A 17,402-nucleotide genomic window follows, 5' to 3' on the forward strand; every position below is an offset into this window, starting at 1 on the left:
ACCATGGCGGCGCGGATCGGCGCGCTGCTGGCCCGGCTGATGTTCGCCCGCTATCTGCTGGCCAGCATCGCTGCGCTGGCATGCGACTTCGCCACCTTCCTGATACTGGACCATGGCGGTGCCGCGCCGATGATCGCCGCGCTGGGCGGCTATCTGGTCGGCCTGATCGTCCATTGGGTCATTTCCGTCCGCTTCGTCTTTGATCTGGCGGGCGGCCCGACCCATGTGCAGCGCATCGGCTTCGTCGTCAGCGCCGCGATCGGCATGGGCATCACCATGGCGCTAGTCGGCGCACTGAGCGCCGTCGGCGTCGCCCCGGCGTTCGCCAAGCTGCTGTCGGTGCCGGTCAGCTTCCTGTCCGTCTATGCGATCCGCAAATATGGCCTATTTGGGAAAGCCTGACGCGCCACGCGCCGCGCTGTGGGCGCTGCTGCTGTGGCTGCTGTGCAGCATGGCGATGCTGTGGCTGTTCCGGGCTGATCTGCCGGCGCTGGGTTTTCGCGATCCCGATGATGCGATGCGATTGGCGCAGGTACGCGACTGGATCGGCGGGCAGGCCTTCTGGGACGTCAGCCAGCATCGGGTGAACCCGCCGGTCGGCGGTCCGATGCACTGGTCGCGTATTGTTGACATGCCGATCGCGGCGCTGATGCTGCTGCTCACGCCGATGATCGGCGCGTCCGGCGCGGAACTGGTCGCCTGCGCCACCGTGCCGCTGCTGCTGCTGGGCGGCCTGACCGCCGCCCTGTTCGTCGCCGCGCGCCGTGTGGCCGGCAGCGGCATCGCCTTGCTGAGCGTGGCGCTGCTGCTGACCAGCCCCAGCATATTGGTGCAATTCACCCCGCTGCGCATCGACCATCATGGCTGGCAGATCATGCTGGCGGCGCTGGCGCTGTGTGGCGCGATCGACGCGCGACCGCTGCGCGGCGGCATCGTCGCGGGCCTTGCGCTCGCCCTCTGGCTCCAGATTTCGAGTGAGGCGCTGCCCTATGGCGCGCTGTTCGCCGCTACCTTCGCGCTGCGTCACTGGCATGCGCGCGATCAGGCGCCACGCTTTATCGGCTTTGCCGTTACGCTGGGCGGTGGCGCATTGCTGCTGCTCGCCCTGTTGCGCGGGCCGCAGGCGCTGATCGCGCGCCAGTGCGATGCCCTGTCCTTCGTCTATCTCTGGCCGCTGGTGGCATTCGCGCTGGCGACGACGATTGCGGCCCGGCTGATCGGCACCGCGACCGCCCGGTCCCGTTTCCTGATCGCCGCGATCGGCGGCGGCGCGGCGATCGCGACCTTCCTCGTCACCGGCGGACCCTGCCTGTCAGGCGATCCCTTCGCCGCGCTCGGCCCGGTCGCCTACCGCCTCTGGTATCTGCAAGTGATGGAAGGCCGACCGATCTGGGAACAGAGCCTGTCGATGCAGGGCGTCATCCTTCTCCCGCCGCTGCTGGGCCTTGGCGCCAGCCTGATGGCCGCACGGCAAGCCCATGCCGAAGCGCGGATGCGCTGGTTGACGCTGCTATTGCTGCTGGTCGGCGCGACTTTGATGTCGTTGCTGGTGATGCGGGCGCTGTCGGTCGCCCATGTCTTTGCCCTGCCCGGCATCGCCTGGCTGTTGCTGAGCCTGTTCCGCAGGGCGCAGGCGTCGCATATGGCGCTGGTGCGCGTGCTGGGATCGGTCGCGCTGGTGCTGCTGACGCCCGCCGGGCTATGCGCCGCCTGGGTGGCCATTGCAGCCAAGCCCGAGCCTGCCAAGGCGGCCAGCGCCAATTGCCGCGCCGCGTCCGTGCTGGCGCCGCTCAAGGCCTTGCCGGCCAGCACATTGTTCACCCCGCTCGACCTTGGCCCCGACATCCTTGTCCAGACGCGCCACAGCGTCATCGGCACCGCCCATCATCGCAATGCGGCCGGCATCACCGCCGTGATCGAAGGCTTTGTCGATGCGCCGGATCAGGCCCGCATCGTCATCGGCCAGACCAGCGCCCGCTATATCGTCACCTGCGACGGGCTGACCGAATATCGCCTCTATGGACAGGAAAATGGCAAGGGGCTGGCGGCGCAACTGGCGCAGGGCAAGGCGCCAGGCTGGCTGGAACCCGTTCCCGCCAAGGCCCCGCTGCGCATCTGGCGGATCAGGCCGGACTGAACCGCATCGCCACGCCGTTCATGCAGTAACGCTTGCCTGTCGGACGCGGCCCATCGTCGAAGACATGGCCCAGATGCCCGCCACAACGCGCACAATGCACTTCCGTCCGGATTTCGCCCAGGCCAAGGTCGCGGCTGGTGCCGACCCCGCCGGGCAGTGCCGCCCAGAAGCTCGGCCAGCCGGTGCCGCTGTCGAACTTGGTCTTTGCACTGAACAATTTCTGTTCGCAGCCGGCACAGGCGAAGGTGCCGGCGCGATGTTCGCGATTGAGCGGGCTGGAGCCGGGGAACTCGGTCGCCTGCTGACGCAGCACCTTATAAGCCCAGGGGCTGAGCCGCTTCTTCCATTCCGCATCGCTGAGCGCAAAGGGATAGGCCGCCTCCGCCCGTTCCGGCATCATCTGCCAGAGCGCGATTCCCACGGCGCCAGTCATGACGCCACCCAGAAAATGCCGCCTATCCATGACAGGCGGCATAGCGGGTTCAGCCTGTCGCGGGCCTGAACAACCGCTTCCACCAGCGCCCGCCCGACTGCATCACATGGCGGCGGAACAGCAGCACGCCGACCCGGATGATGAGCGCCACGAACGCCGCCTGCCAGATGAGCGCAACCAGATGCGGCCACACCGCCCCGTCCTGCGCCGCGCGTGCGATCATGGCGAAGGGCGAGCTGAACGGGAAGATGCAGGCGGCGACCTCCGCCGGGGAACCCATATGGTCGACGGCATAGCTGGCGAAGAAGAAGATCAGCATCTGCGCCATGGTGATCGGCATGTTGAGCGTCTGCACTTCGCGCACCGTCGCGGCCTGCGCACCGATGCCCAGGAACAGCGAGCCGAGCAGCGTATAGGCCATGGCGAAATAGAGCACCGCCAGCAGCAGGAAGAGCGGCCAGCCCACCGCCGGCGCCGGCAACGGCCCGCCCCCGCCATGCAGCGCCAGGAAAATGGCGAAGGCCGTGCCGCCCCAGAAGGCGATGCCGACGAAGCTCATCGCCAGCATCGCCATCAGCTTGCCCAGGAAGATCGCGTCGATCGGTACGGCCGCGGCCAATATCTCGATGATCTTGTTCGTCTTTTCCTCGACCAGATTGGACAGGATCATGCCCGCGAGCAGGATGGTGAGGAAGAACATCACCACCTGCGCCACCCGGCCGATCAGCAGTCGCGCCTGCGCCTGCGCGCCAAGACTGGTGGTCACTTCCTGCCGATCCACCGTCACGAAGGTCAGCGTCCGCTCGGCCAGCGCGGCGGTGGAGAGCAGGCTGATATCGCCCTGTAATTTGTCCAGATCCTCCACCTTGCCGGTCAGCACCGGGCGCGCGAGCGATCCGGAGAGAATCGCCACCACTTCCGAATCGGGCCGGGCCAGTTGGATGCGCGGGGCTGGCGTAGCCGGCACAATGCGCAGGCGCGGCAGCGTCTGGTCCCCCATCCGCTCGGCCAGCCGGTCATGCGACCGTTGCAGCGCGGCGCTGTCCGCCGCCGACATGGCGACGCCTACGATCGGGCGCAGGTCAGTGCTGCTGATCTTGTCGCCCAGACCGCCAAAGGCGAAGCCGATCAGAATCGGCAGCAATGGCCCCAGCAGGAACAGGATGAAAGTGCGGGATAGCACCACCGCGGTGAAGTCCCGCCGGGCGATGACATAGGCGGCGCGCCACAATTGCATCATGGCTGTTCCTCCTGCCGGTCTTCGCCCATTTGTCGCGCTGCCGCTTCGCCTGCAATCGCGACGAAGGCGTCATGCAGGCCGGGCCGCTCGATCGACAGGCTCTCGATCCCCGCCTGTCCGTCGATCAGCGCGCGCAACAGCGGCTCGATCCCTTCATCGGGCAGGGCGAAATGCCATGTCCCCTCCTCCGCCATCGTGTCGGCCGGCAAAGCACGGCGCCACGTCCCGTCGCTGGCCCGCGTGCGCAGCCGCACCTGCGATCGCAAGCGATCGCGTGCATCGCCCGGCGTCCCTTCGAACCGGATGCGCCCGCCCGCGACGATGGCGATCCGCTCGCACAGTCGTTCGGCATGGGCGATGACATGGGTGGAAAAGAGGATGGTGACGCCATTGCGAGCCTGCTCGCGGATCAGCGCCTCCAGCTTCTCCTGATTGATCGCGTCGAGGCCGGAAAAGGGCTCGTCCAGCACGATCAGGCGCGGTTCGTGGACGATGGTGCCGAATAGTTGCACCGTCTGGGCCATGCCCTTGGACAATTGGCGGATCGGTTTTTCGATCGACGCCCCCATCCCGTGCCGGTCGAGCATCGCCTTCGCCCGCTCACGCCCGATCTTCAGCGGCAGACCGCGCAGCGCGCCCATGAAGGCGATCGCTTCGAATGCCTTCATCGAGGGATAGAGGCCACGCTCTTCCGGCAGATAGCCGACCTGCGCCGCCATGCGCAGTGGCTGATCCTCGCCCAGCAGGGTGCGATGCCCCTCATCCGGGTCGATGATGCCGAGCAGTGTGCGCAGCAGCGTCGTCTTGCCCGCGCCATTGGGGCCTAACACGCCATAGATGGCGCCCGCCGGCACTGCGATGTCGATGCCATCCACTGCGCGGAAACTGCCGAATGTCTTGACAAGCCCATGCCCCTCGACGGCATAGGCCGGGATGGAGGCGGGGGATGAGGCCGTTATGTCGCCGATCATCCCGCCCTGATAGTCTGGACCCGTGCCCGTGCCTATAGAAACCTTGGAACAGCGCCTGAAGGCGGAAGCGGCGCGGCTGGGCTTTGCCGCCTGCCGCATCGCGCCCGCCGATGTTGCGCCCAAGACCGGGGAACGGCTGCGGCAATGGCTGGACGCGGGTCATCATGGCGAGATGCTGTGGATGGAGGACCGGGCCGAGCAGCGCGGATCGCCCAAAGGGCTGTGGCCCGATGTGCGCAGCGTCATCATGCTGGGGATGAGCTATGCGCCGGGGCGCGATCCGCTGGCGCTGGCCGACGTGCCGGACCGGGCGCGCTTTTCGGTCTATGCGCAGGGCAAGGATTATCATGACGTCGTCAAGAAGGCGTTGAAGGCGCTGGCCCGCTGGCTGGTGGAGCAGCAACCGAGTGCGCTGAAGGTGTTCGTGGATACAGCGCCCGTCATGGAAAAGCCGCTGGCGCAGGGCGCGGGTCTTGGCTGGCAGGGCAAGCATAGCAATCTGGTCAGCCGCGACCATGGCAGCTGGCTGTTCCTGGGCGCCATCTACACCGAAATGGCGCTGGAACCCGATGGCGGCGAGCGCGACCATTGCGGCAGTTGCAGCGCCTGCCTGAACGCCTGCCCCACCGACGCCTTCCCCTCCCCCTATGTGGTCGATGCACGCCGTTGCATCTCCTACCTCACGATCGAACTTAAGGGGCCGATCCCGGAAGAGTTGCGCGCCGGCATCGGCAACCGTGTCTATGGTTGCGACGATTGCCTGTCGGTCTGTCCATGGAACAAGTTTGCCGACCATGCGGCGGCGAACAAGGCGTTTATCGGCCGGGCGGAGTTGGCTGCGCCAGCGATCGGCGACCTGCTCGATCTGGACGACGCGACCTTCCGCGAGATTTTCTCCGGCTCCCCGATCAAGCGCATCGGCCGCAACAGGATGGTGCGGAACGCCGCCATCGCGGCAGGGAACAGCGGCGACAGGCGGTTCCTGGCGCGGCTGGAGGCGCTGGTCGGGGATGAGGATGCGGTCGTGGCGGAAGCGGCGACCTGGGCGATCGGGAAGCTGGCGGGGTAGCGGAGAGCCGGCGTGTTCCCCCTCCCGTTAACGGGAGGGGCATAAAGTCAGGCGACGAAATCCTTCCAATGTAGGATTTGCTCTGATCTATCCTCAATGATGACGCGGCTTTTCCCCTCCCGCCCACAGCGGCCATCACGGGCGCAGGCGCGCACGCTTTGCGGAAGCCTTGGTAAAGCCTTGGGGAAGCCTCGGGAGCGCGTTGCGAGCGCTTCGGGGCGAAAAAGCCCGGCAACGGTGTGAACTTTGCCGCCTGCTTATTTTGCCTGCAATGCCGTGGCGCAGGCGGCCGGATCGACGTCGGTGCCGGTCGGGCTGCGCGCGTCGACATGGGTGACGACCGGTTCCTTGCCGCGCGCGGGCGCGTAGAGATAGGCGTCGAGGATGCAGCGGCCATTGGCGAACTGCAATTTGCGCACGGTCGTCTCGCGAATGTCGAGCCGGGGCTGGCCGAACATCTGGGTCAGTCGCCGGGCGTCGCTGCCCATCAGCGGTCCCTGCTTCATGAAGGCGCTGGCCGGCGGTCCGGGCGGCGGCGCGATCGGCCGGGCGGGGGGCACGACCGTCCCGGCGCCACAGGCGGCCAGCGGCAGAGCCAGCAGGGATGTGAGGCCCGAACGGAGGGTCTTCATGATATCGTCTTTCGGCCCAGCAGCATGTGGACCGCCATAGCTGCGCTGAAGATCGGCGCAAGCAGGTTGGCGACCGGCACCATGAACAGAAGCGCCGAAACGAGGCCCATGAGCCACCGGCTGCTGCGCGACAACGGCGGGAGGGTGGGATGACGCGGCTCCACCATGTCGGCCATGTCGCGGCCGAGCAGATAGGCGTTGAGCGCCAGGAACAACCCGACCGTGCCCACCCCCGTCACCAGCAGCAGGATATAGGCGGGCAGCGCGAGCAGGTTCCAGCCGATGGTCCGGGCGACCGAACGACAGGCAAAGCGCAGGCTGCGCGCCCAGCCGACCGGGCGCGCCGTGACATGGGGATAATCGTCCCGCTCGACCGCCTCGATAATATCGTCGGCGAACAGGCCCATCACCGCCATCGCCGTGGCCCGGAACAGCAGCCAGCCGGACGCCACCATCAGCAGCGCGGTCGCCGTTGCCTCACCCCAATTGCCCCAGCCTCCGCCGCCGCCCCAGCCAAAATGCAGCCGCAGCGCGTGGAAGCCGAACCAGAAGGCGCTCGCCAGCCCGGCAAAGAGCAGCAACGTCAGGATGATCGTCTTGACCAGCAGGCGCAGCGCCGCACCGCGGAAGATGGAAGGGAAAGCGCGCAGGGCAGCGGTCAGGACCATCATCCAGCTATCCTACCGCCCGACCATCAGGTCAATCACCAGCGTTGCAGGCGAAAGTTGCATGGCACTGGCCGGACCGGTAAAGGCCGTGAAATTTTATTTCTTCATCAGACTAAGGATAGTGCGTGACCGCTTCTGCCCCCACTTTGGATGTCGTCGCGATCGGCAACGCCATCGTCGACGTGATCGCCCGCAGCGACGACGCCTTTCTGGCGCAACATGCCCTGACCAAGGGTGGGATGCAGCTGATTGACGCCGACATGGCCGAGACGCTCTATGCCGACATGGGCCAGGCCAAGGAAATCAGCGGCGGATCGGCCGCAAACACGCTGGCGGGTCTGGCCGCGCTGGGCAAGAAGTGCGGCTTCATCGGTCAGGTCAATGACGATCAGCTGGGCGCGGTCTTCGCGCATGACGTCCATGCGCTGGGCATCCGGTTCGACACGCCGGCGGTGCAGGGCGACATACCGACCGCACGTTGCCTGATCCTGGTGACGCCGGATGCGCAGCGGACCATGAACACCTTCCTGGGTGCCTCGCAATTCCTGCCCGAAGCGGCGCTGGATCTGGACATGATCCGCTCGGCCGGCATCCTGTATCTGGAAGGCTATTTGTGGGATCCGGCCCAGCCGCGCGCCGCGATGCGCGCCGCGATCGAGGCCGCCCATGGCGCCGGTCGCAAGGTCGCCTTCACCCTGTCCGACAATTTCGTGATCGACCGCCATCGCGCCGACTTCATCGACCTGATCGAACAGGGACTGATCGACATCCTCTTTTCGAACGAGGGCGAGATTCAGTCGTTGGCGGAGGTCGATGATTTCGACAAGGCGCTGGCCCGCTTCGCCGACAAGGTGCCGGTGCTGGTGTCGACCCGCAGTGAAAAGGGCGCGGTCGCCATCGTCGATGGCGTGCGCCATGAAGCGCCGGCCGCCCCGGTCGCGCAGATTATCGACACGACCGGCGCGGGCGACCTGTTCGCTGCGGGCTTCCTGGCCGCCCATATCGACGGTCGCAGCGTCGAGGATGCGTTGGCGCTGGGCGCCGCCGCCGCCGCCGAGGTCATCTCCCACTGGGGCGCGCGGCCGGAGGAAGATCTGGGCGTGATCCGCGACACGCTGTTCGCCTGAGCTGAATAAAAGGCCCGCCTCTCCAATGAGAGGCGGGCCTTTTTTATGCCGGCTTCTGCTTGCGGAACAGGGCGCGGTCGTCGGAGCCGAAGCCCCAGCGCCAGATAACGAGGCCGTAAGCGCCCAATATCGCCCAGACGCCGACCGCCAGTTCGACCCATTCGAAACGCGCGGGCAAGGCGACGAAGCCGGCACCGACGATGCAGGCCACGCCCGCCGCGCTCAGCAGCGGCCAGCGCCAGGCGTTGATCGGTGCGTCGAGCAGGCGGGACAACAGGCGCGCCTTGACGAAAGCGCTGACGCCGAGCGCCAGACAAAGGGCCAGAGCGGGCGCGGCAGCGATCCACATATCGTCCAGCTTCAGGTCGCGGCCGAGCAGGATGAGGGCGAAGCTGAAGGCCGCCTGCAAGCCGATCATGATGAGCGAGATCATGAGGTTGCGATGACGGGCGATATAGACCAGCGCGGATTCGCTGACGACCGCCGTGGCCGCGACGACTTCGGCCAACAGCAGGAAAGCGAGCGCGCCGGTGCCGCCCACGAAATGCGGGCCGACCAGACCCATCACCGCTTCGCCGGGGATGCCGAGCGCCAGCGCGATGCCCGCCTGCGCCGCGATGATCCAGAAGCCGACCTGGCTGACCTGCTTGGCGATGGCGGCCAGATTGTTTTCGGCGAGGTTGCGGGTGATGACCGGGCCGAGAATCGGGTCGAAGCTGGTTTTCAATTTTTGCGGCAGCGACGCGACCTGCTGCGCGACATAATAGATGCCGATCACCGCCGGGCTGACGAACAGGCCAAGGATTGCCATGTCGAGCCGGCGCGACCCCCATTCGACACCATCCGCCGCCGCCAGCGGCAGGTTGCGGCGGGCGAGGCGCCAGAGCCGGCCCGGATCGGGACGCCAGCCGGTGGGCAGGCCATAATGGCGGATCATCGGAATGATCGAGGCGACGAAGGCGGCGATCATCGACACGGCATAGGAAAGGATGAGGCCGTCGCGGGTCGAATAGAAAGCAAAAGCGAAGGCGCCGATGCTGATCGTCCAGGGTTCGATGATGGACCGCGCCCGGACGGTCGCGCCGACATCGAAGCGATAGGCGCAAGCGGCCAGCGCCACGTCCGATCCCGCCACGCCGATTACCACCAGCGCCAGCAACCGGTCGAGGCCGTTGATGCTGCTGTTGGGGAACATTGCCTGCGGAAAGGCGATGAGGATCGCAGAACCCAGCAAGGCCGCGAGCAGGGTCACGACCATCGCGTCTGTCACGACATGATTATGCGGCCGCTCCGTCTGCGACAATGCGCCGGCAAGGCCGCGCTTCAGGCCCAGCGTCGCGATCTGGGCGACGAACTCCACCACCAGCACGGCATAGGCGAAGCGGCCAAGCGCTTCGGCACCATACCAGCGACCCGCGATGAACAGGAACGGCAGGCGCGCGGCCAGCCGCAGCAGGAAACCGAAGATATTGGTCCGCCCGCCCTTGGCCAGAGCGGCGATATCATCCTGATCCTTGGATGGGGACGCCTCTGTCGCCAACGAACTATGAACCCCTTGTGTCATTCTCTGTTGCTATATCTGGTCGTTGTAGGCGCAATGCGGCGGCAGCGCGACGGGTTATTCAGGGCGCAGCGGCCGGGCGAGCAGCGCGTCGATGACCTGCGCCAGCGGCGCAGCTTCGGTCAGCAGGGCGCAGACCGCCTCCACCACCGGCATTTCGACGCCAGCCGCACGGGCGGCATCGCGCAGCACGGGGGCGGTAAAGGCCCCTTCCGCCACGGTGCGGCGGTTGGACAAGAGGTCGGCGGCGCTTCCCCCCTCGCCCAGCCCCTTGCCGAGGGAAAAGTTGCGCGAATTGGTGGAGGAACAGGTGAGGACAAGGTCGCCCAGTCCCGACAGCCCGCCCAGCGTTTCGGCCCGCGCGCCCCGCGCCAGGCCGAAGCGGGTCATTTCGGCAAAGCCTCGGCTGATCAACGCCGCGCGGGCATTGAGGCCAAGGCCAGCGCCTTCCGCAACACCGCAGGCGATGGCCAGCACATTCTTGACCGCGCCGCCGATCTCCGCGCCGATGACATCGTCCGACAGATAGGGACGGAAGGCTGGTCGGGCGATCCGGGCGGCCAAGCGCTGGCCCAGGTCGCGGTCTTCGCAGGCCAGGGTGATGGCGGTCGGCAGGCCCTTCGCCACTTCATGGGCGAAGGTGGGGCCGGACAGGACGGCGATGGGCGAGGTCGGCTGCGCCTCCTGCGCGACCTGCGACATGAGCAGGCTGGTGCCGGCCTCTATACCCTTCGAACAGAGGACGAGCGGGACGCCGGCCGGCGCTTGCGCGACGACGCTGCGCAGATGCTGGGCGGGGCTGACCACCAGCAGCAGGTCGCAATCCGACAGATCGGCCATGCTGCCCGTCGCCGCAATCGAGGGCGAGAGCGGAATATTGGCGAGGTAGAGCGGATTTTCATGGGTGCGATTAATCGCATCCACGACATCGGGCTCCAGCGCCCACAGGGCGACCGGGCGGCCGTCGCTGGCCAGCAATTGCGCCAGCGCCGTGCCCCAGGCACCTGCCCCTATGACTCCAGCCTTCATGCTTTCACTCCTGCTCCACGCGCCTTTTCCGCCGCAGGGTCGAGCGGCCAGCGCGGTCGGGCGGGAACCGTCAGATCGTCGACCAGCCCCACCGCAAAGCGCTCCGCCCCGGCCCAGGCGATCATCGCCGCATTGTCGGTGCACAGCCAGAGCGGCGGCGCGACGAACGGCAGATCATGGGTCGCAGCCAGCTTTTCGAGTGCGGTGCGGATCGGCTGGTTGGCGGCCACGCCGCCCGCCACGACGAGCGCGGTGACGCCATCGCTTGTCGCCAGCGCGCGGCGGGTACGGTCGATCAGGCAGTCGATCACTGCCTGCTGGAACGACGCGGCGATGTCTTCGGTCGCATATTGGCCGGACTGGACGGCGCGCATCACCGCGCTTTTGAGGCCGGCGAAGGAGAAATGCGGTTCGGCCGTGCCGACCAGCGGGCGCGGCAGGGGAACGGCTTTGGCATTGCCCTGCGCCGCCGCCTTTTCCACGCGCGGGCCGCCGGGATAGCCGAGGCCCAGCAGCTTGGCGGTCTTGTCGAAGGCTTCGCCGGCCGCATCGTCGATCGTGGTGGCGAGGCGCGCATAGTCGCCCGGCCCCTTCACATGGAGCAATTGGCAATGGCCGCCCGACACGAGCAGCAGCAGATAGGGGAATTTCAGCGAAGGATCGGCGAGCCGGGGCGAAAGCGCGTGGCCTTCCAGATGGTTGACCGCGACCAGCGGCTTGCCCGCCGCATGCGCCAGCGCCTTGCCGGTGACGAGGCCGACCATGACGCCGCCGATCAGGCCGGGGCCGGCGGTCGCGGCGATCACGTCCACATCGGCCAGCGTCATCTTTGCGTCCGCCAGTGCCGCTTCAATCAATGGCGCGAGCGCCTCCACATGGGCGCGGGCAGCGATTTCGGGGACGACGCCGCCATAGGGGCGGTGCGCCTCCTCCTGCGTGGCGAGGCGATGCGCCAGGATTCGGCCATCGGCCGTCACAAGCGCCGCCGCGGTTTCGTCGCAGCTCGATTCCAGGCCGAGGATGATGGTCATTGTCGCTTCCATCTAATGCCCACGGCCATTAGAGCAAGCCGCATATGCTTTTCACTGATCGACCGTTGCGCCTCGGCACCAGAGGATCGCCCCTGGCACTGGCCCAGGCCCATATGACCGCACGCGCCCTGTGCGCCGTCCATGGCTGGGCGGAGGGTGCCGTGCAGATCGTCACCGTGCAGACCAGCGGCGACCGGATACAGGACCGCGCGCTGGCCGATATCGGCGGCAAGGCGCTGTGGACCAAGGAACTGGACCGGGCGCTGGTGGCGGGCGAGATCGACTTTGCGGTGCATAGCATGAAGGATGTGGAGACACTGCGCCCCGACGCCTTTCATATCGCTGCCATGCTGCCGCGCGCGGATGTGCGCGACCGGCTGGTCGGGGTGGCGAATTTCGACGCGCTGCCGGCCAATCCTCTGGTGGGGACGAGTTCGCCGCGCCGCGCCGCGCAGGTGAAGCGACTGAGGCCCGATGCGACAATCACCCTGTTTCGCGGCAATGTCGCCACGCGGCTGGCCAAGCTGGAAGCGGGCGAGGTGCATGCGACTTTGCTGGCGGCGGCGGGGCTGGACCGGCTGGACCAGCACGATGTCGGTACGACGATTCCGATCGACCTGATGCTGCCGGCGCCGTCACAAGGTGCGGTGGGGATCGAGACGCTGGCTGCCAACGATGCTGTGGTCGCGGCGCTGGCGGCGATCAACGATCTCGACACGTTCGACGCGGTGATGGCCGAGCGCGGGGTGCTGAAGGGGCTGGGCGGCACCTGCCACTCGCCGATCGCGGCATTGGCGCGGGTGGAGGCTGACGGGCTGTATCTGATCGCCGAGATCATCAGCCCGGATGGGCAGGAAACGGTGCGCGAGGAAGCACAACTGGGGCGTGCCAACGAAGCAGCAGCGGAAGCGATCGGGCAAGCACTGCTGGAGCGGGCCAGCCCGGCGCTGCGCGCGCTATTCGAGGGGTGAGACGCGTCCTGATCCTGCGCCCCGAACCGGCGGCGGGCAGGACGGCGGCCAAAGCGGCGGCGCTGGGCATGGACGCGCGGGTGCATCCGCTGTTCGCGCCCCAGCCGATCGACTGGGCGCCACCGGTTCCGGAGGATTTCGACGTGCTGCTGCTGACCAGCGCCAATGGCGTGGCGTTCGCCGGGCCGGCGCTGCTGCATTATCGCGGCCTGCCCGCTTATGCGGTGGGCGCCACCACGGCGCAGGCATTGGCGGAGGCCGGATTTCCCACGGTCATTGCCGGCGATAGCGACGGCAGTGCAATAGCGGCGCGGATCGCGGCCGACGGGCATGGCCGGGTGCTGCATCTGGCAGGTACGACGGTTGCGCCGATGGAGACAGGGCCGCTCGATATGACGCGGATCGCGGTGTACGGCATGACCGCCCTGCCACCCGATCCGGCGCTGATCGCCGACGCGGTACCCGGGTCGATCTTGCTGGTCCATTCGCCGCGCGCGGCCGCACGGCTGGCGGAACAGATCAGGCGGGAAGGACGAAAAAGCCTGCATATCGTGGCGATCAGCGCGGCGACATTGGCCGCGTGCGGCAATGGCTGGGCCAGCGGGCAGTTCCCCCATTCGCCGCGCGATGACGAGATGCTGGCCCTTGCCCTTCGATTGTGCGAATGACGGGGCAATGACAGACGAAAGGGTCCGCATGAACGACGAGGATGGGGTCGGCACGATCGGCGCCGGACCGCCGCCCGCGCGTCGGCGCAGCCTGTTGCCGCTGCTGATCCTGACCCTGCTGGCCTTTGCGCTGGGCGTCGTGCTGACCGTCTGGGCCTGGCCGCAGATCCAGCGCCGCTGGGGCGACCAACAGCCTCAGCCGGCCACGCCTGCGCCAGTGCAGGGCCTGATCGGAGCAGGCAACCCGGCCGTGGCCGCCCGCCCCCTGACCGCCGATGCCGCGCAGATGCTGGACGGGCGCGTCATCCAGCTGGAGGAACGGCTGAACCGCATCACAGTCGAAGCACAGGCCGCGTCGGGCAATGCGGCGCGGGCCGAAGGGTTGCTGGTCGCCTTTGCCGCGCGCCGTGCGCTCGATAACGGCACGCCGCTCGGCTATATCGAGGGGCAGTTGCGGTTGCGCTTCGGCCAGGCCCAGCCGCGTGCCGTCGCCGCCATCATCAACGCCGCGCGCGAGCCGATCACGCTGGCCGATTTGCGCGGCGGGCTGATGGACGTGTCGGGCCAGTTGACGACGCCCCCGGTTGATGCCGGATGGTGGGACGCGCTGGAGCATGAGGCGCGCGAACTGATCACCATCCGCAAAGCCTCCACTCCTTCCCCCAGGCCACAGGTCGCGATGGACCGGGCGTTGCGCTATATCGACGGCGGCCGGGTCAGCGCGGCGCTGGCCGAAGTGGAGCGGATGCCGGGCCGTGCGGCGGCGGACCGCTGGATGCAATATACCCGCCGCTATCTGGAGGCGCGGCGTGCGCTGGACCTGATCGAGACGGCGGCGATCCTGGAACCGCGGGAATTGCGCGGGACCGAGGGCGCGGCGGTGAGCCAGACGTCGCCGCTCGCCCCTTAAGACCCTCAACAAGTCACTGTCACAAACGACGAACCGTTGATCGCCTGAGGCGAAACCCATAGACGCACCCCGCGTTGTCACGATAATGTCATCGTTTCCCGACGCGAAACCTGTGGCGGGGGTCAGGGATCATCATCGTCGTGCCGCCTTACGCTCAAGCTGTCAGCAGTTTCTGGAAAGATCGCCTCGCGCCCGGACCGCGCGCGGCGCAGCGTCCGCCTTTGCAGCAGTTGCTGGGCAATCTGAGCGTGCCGTTCGACCTGAAGCGGACGCGGGCGCAGGCCGCCCTGCTGGCCGGACAGATGCGGGGCGACGGACGCAGCATATTGCTGATCCCCGGCCTGATGGCGTCGGAACAGCGCATGGGCTGGCTGCGCGATATTTTGAACGCGGCCGGTTACGACGCGCATGACTGGGGCATGGGCCGCAATTTTGGACCGAAGCCCGACAGCCTGGACAAGATCGACCGGCGGGTGGACGCGATTCGCAAGCAGAGCGGCGCACCGGTGACGCTGATCGGCTGGAGTCTGGGCGGGCTGTATGCGCGTGAATATGCCAAGTTCGCACGCCACAAGGTGAGCGGCGTGGTGACGATGGGTACGCCCTTTTCCGGCGATCCGCGTGCCAATCATGCCTGGCGACTCTATCAGCTGGTGTCGGGCTTTCCCGTCGACCGCCCGCCCTTCCCCTGCACCCGCGAAGCCAAGCCGCCAGTGCCGACCGTGGCCCTGTGGTCGAAGCGAGACGGCGTGATCCTGCCCGAATGTTCGCGCGGCCGGGCCGGCGAGCGCGACAAGGCGATCGAGGTGGATTGCACCCATATGGGATTCGCGGCCTCCCCCGAGGGCATTGCGGCCGTGGGCAAGGCGCTGGACGCGCTGCGGGCCTGAAAAGGTCACGGATTCGACCGACAGGGTCATGGCACCAAAGTTCACACCGTCGATGATGGCGTATTTTCACGCCTTTGAGCCGGATTGGCGACGACCATACGCCGCCGACGCGCCGGAGCTGCGCGTGTTGGGTCATGAGGACGCGACGGCCACGCGGCGGGGAAGCGCTGGATAGGTCACAGGTGCGTTCCTGTGGGAAGGGCGCATGCGGGCGGGCGCGACGGTGCAGGGCAGACTGGTCCATATTGCAGGACAGATCAGGCCAATCCCTATTTTGGAAGGGAAATAGGAGGAACCGCCATCTCAACCGCAAATCAAGCGGAAGGAGAGGACGTTTAGGGAATGGCATACATGGGTGGTTTCTTGCCATTCCCCTCCCGCTTGCGGGAGGGGCAGCGAGACTTGCGCGCGCAGCGCGTTAGTCGCAGCGGGGTGGGCTGTCGCGACGTCCAGCCCACCCCCTAGCCCCCTCCCGTAAACGGGAGGGGGAACATGTCCGCTTCTGACCGTTAGTCGCCCCTCATCGTCATGCCAGCGAAAGCTGGCATCTCAGGCAGGCACGCACCCCGTTACCAGATAGCTCTAGGCGGCCGGCCTCATTCTACTACCGCCTGAGACCCCAGCCTTCGCTGGGGTGACTGCTATGGGGCGGGTCAAAATAACAGCCGGACGTCCATTTCTTGGTCGTTAATCGCCATACCCTCTTCCGTCATGCCAGGCCCTTCGACAGGCTCAGGCCTGAAGCCGCACCAACGCCTCATCCCTGCCGATCAGTGGCAGAAGCTGGGCCATGTCGGGGCCGTGGTCCAGACCTGTCAGAGCGCGGCGCAGGGGGAGGAAGAGCGTCTTGCCCTTGCGGCCCGTCTCTTCCTTCAGCGCGTTGGTCAGCGTGCGCCAGATGTCGGCATCGAACGGCGTGTCGGAGAGGATGCGCTGCGCGCTGGCGAGGAAATCGCGATCGTCCTCCGCCACTGCGGGGGCAGTGATCGGGCCGGTGACGATGCGCCACCAGTCGGCTGCGCCGGCGACGGTTTCCAGATTGGGACGGATCGCAGCCCATGCCACGGCGTCCACGCCTTCGGGCAGACGATCGGCCACCGCTTCATAGGGGAGCAGATGGACGATCTTCTGGTTGAGGGTCGCCAGTTCGGCTTCGTCGAAACGCGCGGGGGCGCGGCCGAAATGGGCGAAGTCGAAATGCGCGATCAGCGGCGCCATGTCGGCGAAAGGCTCGACCGGCTGCGATGTTCCGAGGCGTGCGAGCAGGGATGCGACGCTGATCGCTTCGAGGCCGATGTCGCGGAAATGGGCGACGCCCAGCGAGCCGAGGCGCTTGGACAGCTTGCCCTCGCTGCCGGTCAGCAGCGCTTCATGGGCGAAGGCCGGGAGTTGTGCACCCAAGGCCGTGAACATCTGGATCTGGGTTGCGGTGTTGGAGACATGATCTTCCCCGCGCAGGACATGGGTGACGCCCATGGCGATATCGTCGATGACCGAGGGGAGCATGTACAGCCAACTGCCATCGGCGCGGCGGATGACCGGGTCGGACAGCAATTTCGGGTCGAAGCGCTGGTCGCCGCGGATCAGGTCGGTCCAGACGATCGGCTGGTCATGGTCCAGTTTGAAACGCCAGTGGGGGGTGCGGCCTTCGGCTTCATAGGCGGCGATCTGGTCCGGGGTCAGCGCAAGGGCGGCGCGATCATAGACCGGCGGCAGGCCGCGGCCGAGCAGGATCTTGCGGCGAAGGTCCAGTTCCTGGCTGGTTTCATAGGCCGGATAGACATGGCCCGACGCTTTGAGGGCTTCAAACCGGGCTTCGTAGAGTGCGAAGCGGCCGGACTGTTTTTCCTCGCCGTCCCAGTGGAGGCCGAGCCATTTCAGGTCGGACTTGATCGAATCCGCATATTCGGGGCGGGAGCGTTCGAGGTCGGTATCGTCGAGACGCAGCAGGAATTGGCCACCGGACTTGCGTGCCCACAGCCAGTTGTGAAGCGCGGCACGGATATTGCCGACATGGAGGTTGCCGGTCGGCGACGGAGCGAAGCGGGTGATGACGGTCATGATG

General features: G+C 67.0%; 17 protein-coding genes. 8 read left to right on the forward strand and 9 right to left on the reverse strand.

Annotated elements, in window-relative coordinates; translation table 11 throughout:
• The first annotated feature begins 3 nt into the window (after positions 1-3).
• Together RQH62_RS14330 and RQH62_RS14335 are read left to right on the forward strand one after the other, a co-directional pair.
• Entirely contained in the window at positions 4-402 is a 399-nt protein-coding gene (locus RQH62_RS14330) for a GtrA family protein (RefSeq protein ID WP_311269411.1), read from the forward strand.
• The gene (locus RQH62_RS14335) at positions 380-2,137 is read left to right on the forward strand and encodes a hypothetical protein (protein WP_311269412.1); all 1,758 of its coding nucleotides are present in this window, start codon (positions 380-382) and stop codon (positions 2,135-2,137) included. The genes RQH62_RS14330 and RQH62_RS14335 overlap by 23 nt, the downstream gene beginning before the upstream one ends.
• Here the strand turns inward: RQH62_RS14335 and msrB are convergent.
• The 3 genes from msrB to RQH62_RS14350 are packed head-to-tail and all read right to left on the reverse strand — an operon-like array spanning position 2,124 to position 4,781.
• Positions 2,124-2,600 carry a peptide-methionine (R)-S-oxide reductase MsrB gene (gene msrB / locus RQH62_RS14340; protein WP_311269477.1) on the reverse strand — a complete coding sequence of 159 codons (477 nt, stop codon included), beginning with the start codon at positions 2,598-2,600 and terminating at the stop codon, positions 2,124-2,126. The genes RQH62_RS14335 and msrB overlap by 14 nt on opposite strands.
• Before the next feature lie 19 nt (positions 2,601-2,619).
• On the reverse strand, positions 2,620-3,810 hold the full coding sequence (locus RQH62_RS14345) for an ABC transporter permease (RefSeq protein ID WP_311269413.1): 1,191 nt from the start codon (positions 3,808-3,810) through the stop codon (positions 2,620-2,622).
• Complete coding sequence (locus RQH62_RS14350) at positions 3,807-4,781, reverse strand: ATP-binding cassette domain-containing protein (RefSeq protein WP_311269414.1); 975 nt, start codon at positions 4,779-4,781, stop codon at positions 3,807-3,809. The genes RQH62_RS14345 and RQH62_RS14350 overlap by 4 nt, the downstream gene beginning before the upstream one ends.
• A gap of 43 nt (positions 4,782-4,824) precedes the next feature.
• On the opposite strand from RQH62_RS14350, the gene queG reads away from it, so the two are divergent.
• Entirely contained in the window at positions 4,825-5,850 is a 1,026-nt protein-coding gene (queG, locus tag RQH62_RS14355) for a tRNA epoxyqueuosine(34) reductase QueG (RefSeq protein WP_311269478.1), read from the forward strand.
• 257 nt (positions 5,851-6,107) lie between these two features.
• On the opposite strand, the gene RQH62_RS14360 is transcribed toward queG, so the two are convergent.
• Both RQH62_RS14360 and RQH62_RS14365 read right to left on the reverse strand, forming a co-directional pair.
• Positions 6,108-6,482, reverse strand: coding sequence for a hypothetical protein (locus RQH62_RS14360; protein WP_311269415.1), 375 nt, complete (start codon positions 6,480-6,482; stop codon positions 6,108-6,110).
• The gene (locus RQH62_RS14365; RefSeq protein WP_311269479.1) at positions 6,479-7,150 is read right to left on the reverse strand and encodes an EI24 domain-containing protein; all 672 of its coding nucleotides are present in this window, start codon (positions 7,148-7,150) and stop codon (positions 6,479-6,481) included. Before RQH62_RS14365 ends, RQH62_RS14360 begins: the two co-directional genes overlap by 4 nt.
• A gap of 125 nt (positions 7,151-7,275) precedes the next feature.
• Here RQH62_RS14365 and RQH62_RS14370 point away from each other — a divergent pair, with 125 nt between their 5' ends.
• Positions 7,276-8,277, forward strand: a complete 1,002-nt coding sequence (locus RQH62_RS14370) for an adenosine kinase (RefSeq protein WP_311269416.1) — start codon at positions 7,276-7,278, stop codon at positions 8,275-8,277.
• A gap of 43 nt (positions 8,278-8,320) precedes the next feature.
• Here the strand turns inward: RQH62_RS14370 and RQH62_RS14375 are convergent, their stop codons facing one another.
• Genes RQH62_RS14375 through tsaD form a run of 3 tightly spaced genes read right to left on the reverse strand, consistent with a single transcriptional unit; the run spans position 8,321 to position 11,898 of the window.
• Positions 8,321-9,841, reverse strand: coding sequence for a lipopolysaccharide biosynthesis protein (locus RQH62_RS14375; RefSeq protein WP_405053553.1), 1,521 nt, complete (start codon positions 9,839-9,841; stop codon positions 8,321-8,323).
• Between the two features lie 54 nt (positions 9,842-9,895).
• On the reverse strand, positions 9,896-10,867 hold the full coding sequence (locus RQH62_RS14380; protein ID WP_311269418.1) for an NAD(P)H-dependent glycerol-3-phosphate dehydrogenase: 972 nt from the start codon (positions 10,865-10,867) through the stop codon (positions 9,896-9,898).
• Positions 10,864-11,898 carry a tRNA (adenosine(37)-N6)-threonylcarbamoyltransferase complex transferase subunit TsaD gene (gene tsaD / locus RQH62_RS14385; RefSeq protein WP_311269419.1) on the reverse strand — a complete coding sequence of 345 codons (1,035 nt, stop codon included), beginning with the start codon at positions 11,896-11,898 and terminating at the stop codon, positions 10,864-10,866. Before tsaD ends, RQH62_RS14380 begins: the two co-directional genes overlap by 4 nt.
• A gap of 44 nt (positions 11,899-11,942) precedes the next feature.
• Here tsaD and hemC point away from each other — a divergent pair, with 44 nt between their 5' ends.
• From hemC to RQH62_RS14405, 4 genes are all read left to right on the forward strand, one after another.
• Positions 11,943-12,869, forward strand: coding sequence for a hydroxymethylbilane synthase (gene hemC / locus RQH62_RS14390; RefSeq protein WP_311269420.1), 927 nt, complete (start codon positions 11,943-11,945; stop codon positions 12,867-12,869).
• The gene (locus RQH62_RS14395; protein ID WP_311269421.1) at positions 12,866-13,537 is read left to right on the forward strand and encodes a uroporphyrinogen-III synthase; all 672 of its coding nucleotides are present in this window, start codon (positions 12,866-12,868) and stop codon (positions 13,535-13,537) included. The genes hemC and RQH62_RS14395 overlap by 4 nt, the downstream gene beginning before the upstream one ends.
• Positions 13,538-13,544: 7 nt before the next feature.
• A complete protein-coding gene (locus RQH62_RS14400) occupies positions 13,545-14,447 on the forward strand; it encodes a hypothetical protein (protein ID WP_311269422.1) in 903 nt (300 codons plus the stop codon).
• 140 nt (positions 14,448-14,587) lie between these two features.
• The gene (locus RQH62_RS14405; protein WP_311269423.1) at positions 14,588-15,337 is read left to right on the forward strand and encodes an alpha/beta fold hydrolase; all 750 of its coding nucleotides are present in this window, start codon (positions 14,588-14,590) and stop codon (positions 15,335-15,337) included.
• A gap of 732 nt (positions 15,338-16,069) precedes the next feature.
• On the opposite strand, the gene gltX is transcribed toward RQH62_RS14405, so the two are convergent.
• Positions 16,070-17,398: a glutamate--tRNA ligase gene (gene gltX, locus RQH62_RS14410; protein WP_311269424.1), complete on the reverse strand. Its 1,329-nt coding sequence runs from the start codon at positions 17,396-17,398 to the stop codon at positions 16,070-16,072.
• Positions 17,399-17,402: the final 4 nt, after the last annotated feature.

The organism is Sphingobium sp. WCS2017Hpa-17 (genome assembly GCF_031843765.1).
In the GTDB taxonomy this organism is placed as follows: Bacteria; Pseudomonadota; Alphaproteobacteria; order Sphingomonadales; family Sphingomonadaceae; genus Sphingobium.

What these genes read in the sequence shown, in the direction of transcription:
- RQH62_RS14330 (WP_311269411.1), top strand. Translation starts at nt 4, where the DNA reads ATGGCGGCGCGGATCGGCGCGCTGCTGGCCCGGCTGATGTTCGCCCGC.
- RQH62_RS14335 (WP_311269412.1), top strand. Translation starts at nt 380, where the DNA reads ATGGCCTATTTGGGAAAGCCTGACGCGCCACGCGCCGCGCTGTGGGCG.
- msrB (WP_311269477.1), bottom strand. Translation starts at nt 2,600, where the DNA reads ATGGATAGGCGGCATTTTCTGGGTGGCGTCATGACTGGCGCCGTGGGA.
- RQH62_RS14345 (WP_311269413.1), bottom strand. Translation starts at nt 3,810, where the DNA reads ATGATGCAATTGTGGCGCGCCGCCTATGTCATCGCCCGGCGGGACTTC.
- RQH62_RS14350 (WP_311269414.1), bottom strand. Translation starts at nt 4,781, where the DNA reads ATGATCGGCGACATAACGGCCTCATCCCCCGCCTCCATCCCGGCCTAT.
- RQH62_RS14360 (WP_311269415.1), bottom strand. Translation starts at nt 6,482, where the DNA reads ATGAAGACCCTCCGTTCGGGCCTCACATCCCTGCTGGCTCTGCCGCTG.
- RQH62_RS14365 (WP_311269479.1), bottom strand. Translation starts at nt 7,150, where the DNA reads ATGGTCCTGACCGCTGCCCTGCGCGCTTTCCCTTCCATCTTCCGCGGT.
- RQH62_RS14375 (WP_405053553.1), bottom strand. Translation starts at nt 9,841, where the DNA reads ATGACACAAGGGGTTCATAGTTCGTTGGCGACAGAGGCGTCCCCATCC.
- RQH62_RS14380 (WP_311269418.1), bottom strand. Translation starts at nt 10,867, where the DNA reads ATGAAGGCTGGAGTCATAGGGGCAGGTGCCTGGGGCACGGCGCTGGCG.
- tsaD (WP_311269419.1), bottom strand. Translation starts at nt 11,898, where the DNA reads ATGACCATCATCCTCGGCCTGGAATCGAGCTGCGACGAAACCGCGGCG.
- hemC (WP_311269420.1), top strand. Translation starts at nt 11,943, where the DNA reads ATGCTTTTCACTGATCGACCGTTGCGCCTCGGCACCAGAGGATCGCCC.
- RQH62_RS14400 (WP_311269422.1), top strand. Translation starts at nt 13,545, where the DNA reads ATGACAGACGAAAGGGTCCGCATGAACGACGAGGATGGGGTCGGCACG.
- gltX (WP_311269424.1), bottom strand. Translation starts at nt 17,398, where the DNA reads ATGACCGTCATCACCCGCTTCGCTCCGTCGCCGACCGGCAACCTCCAT.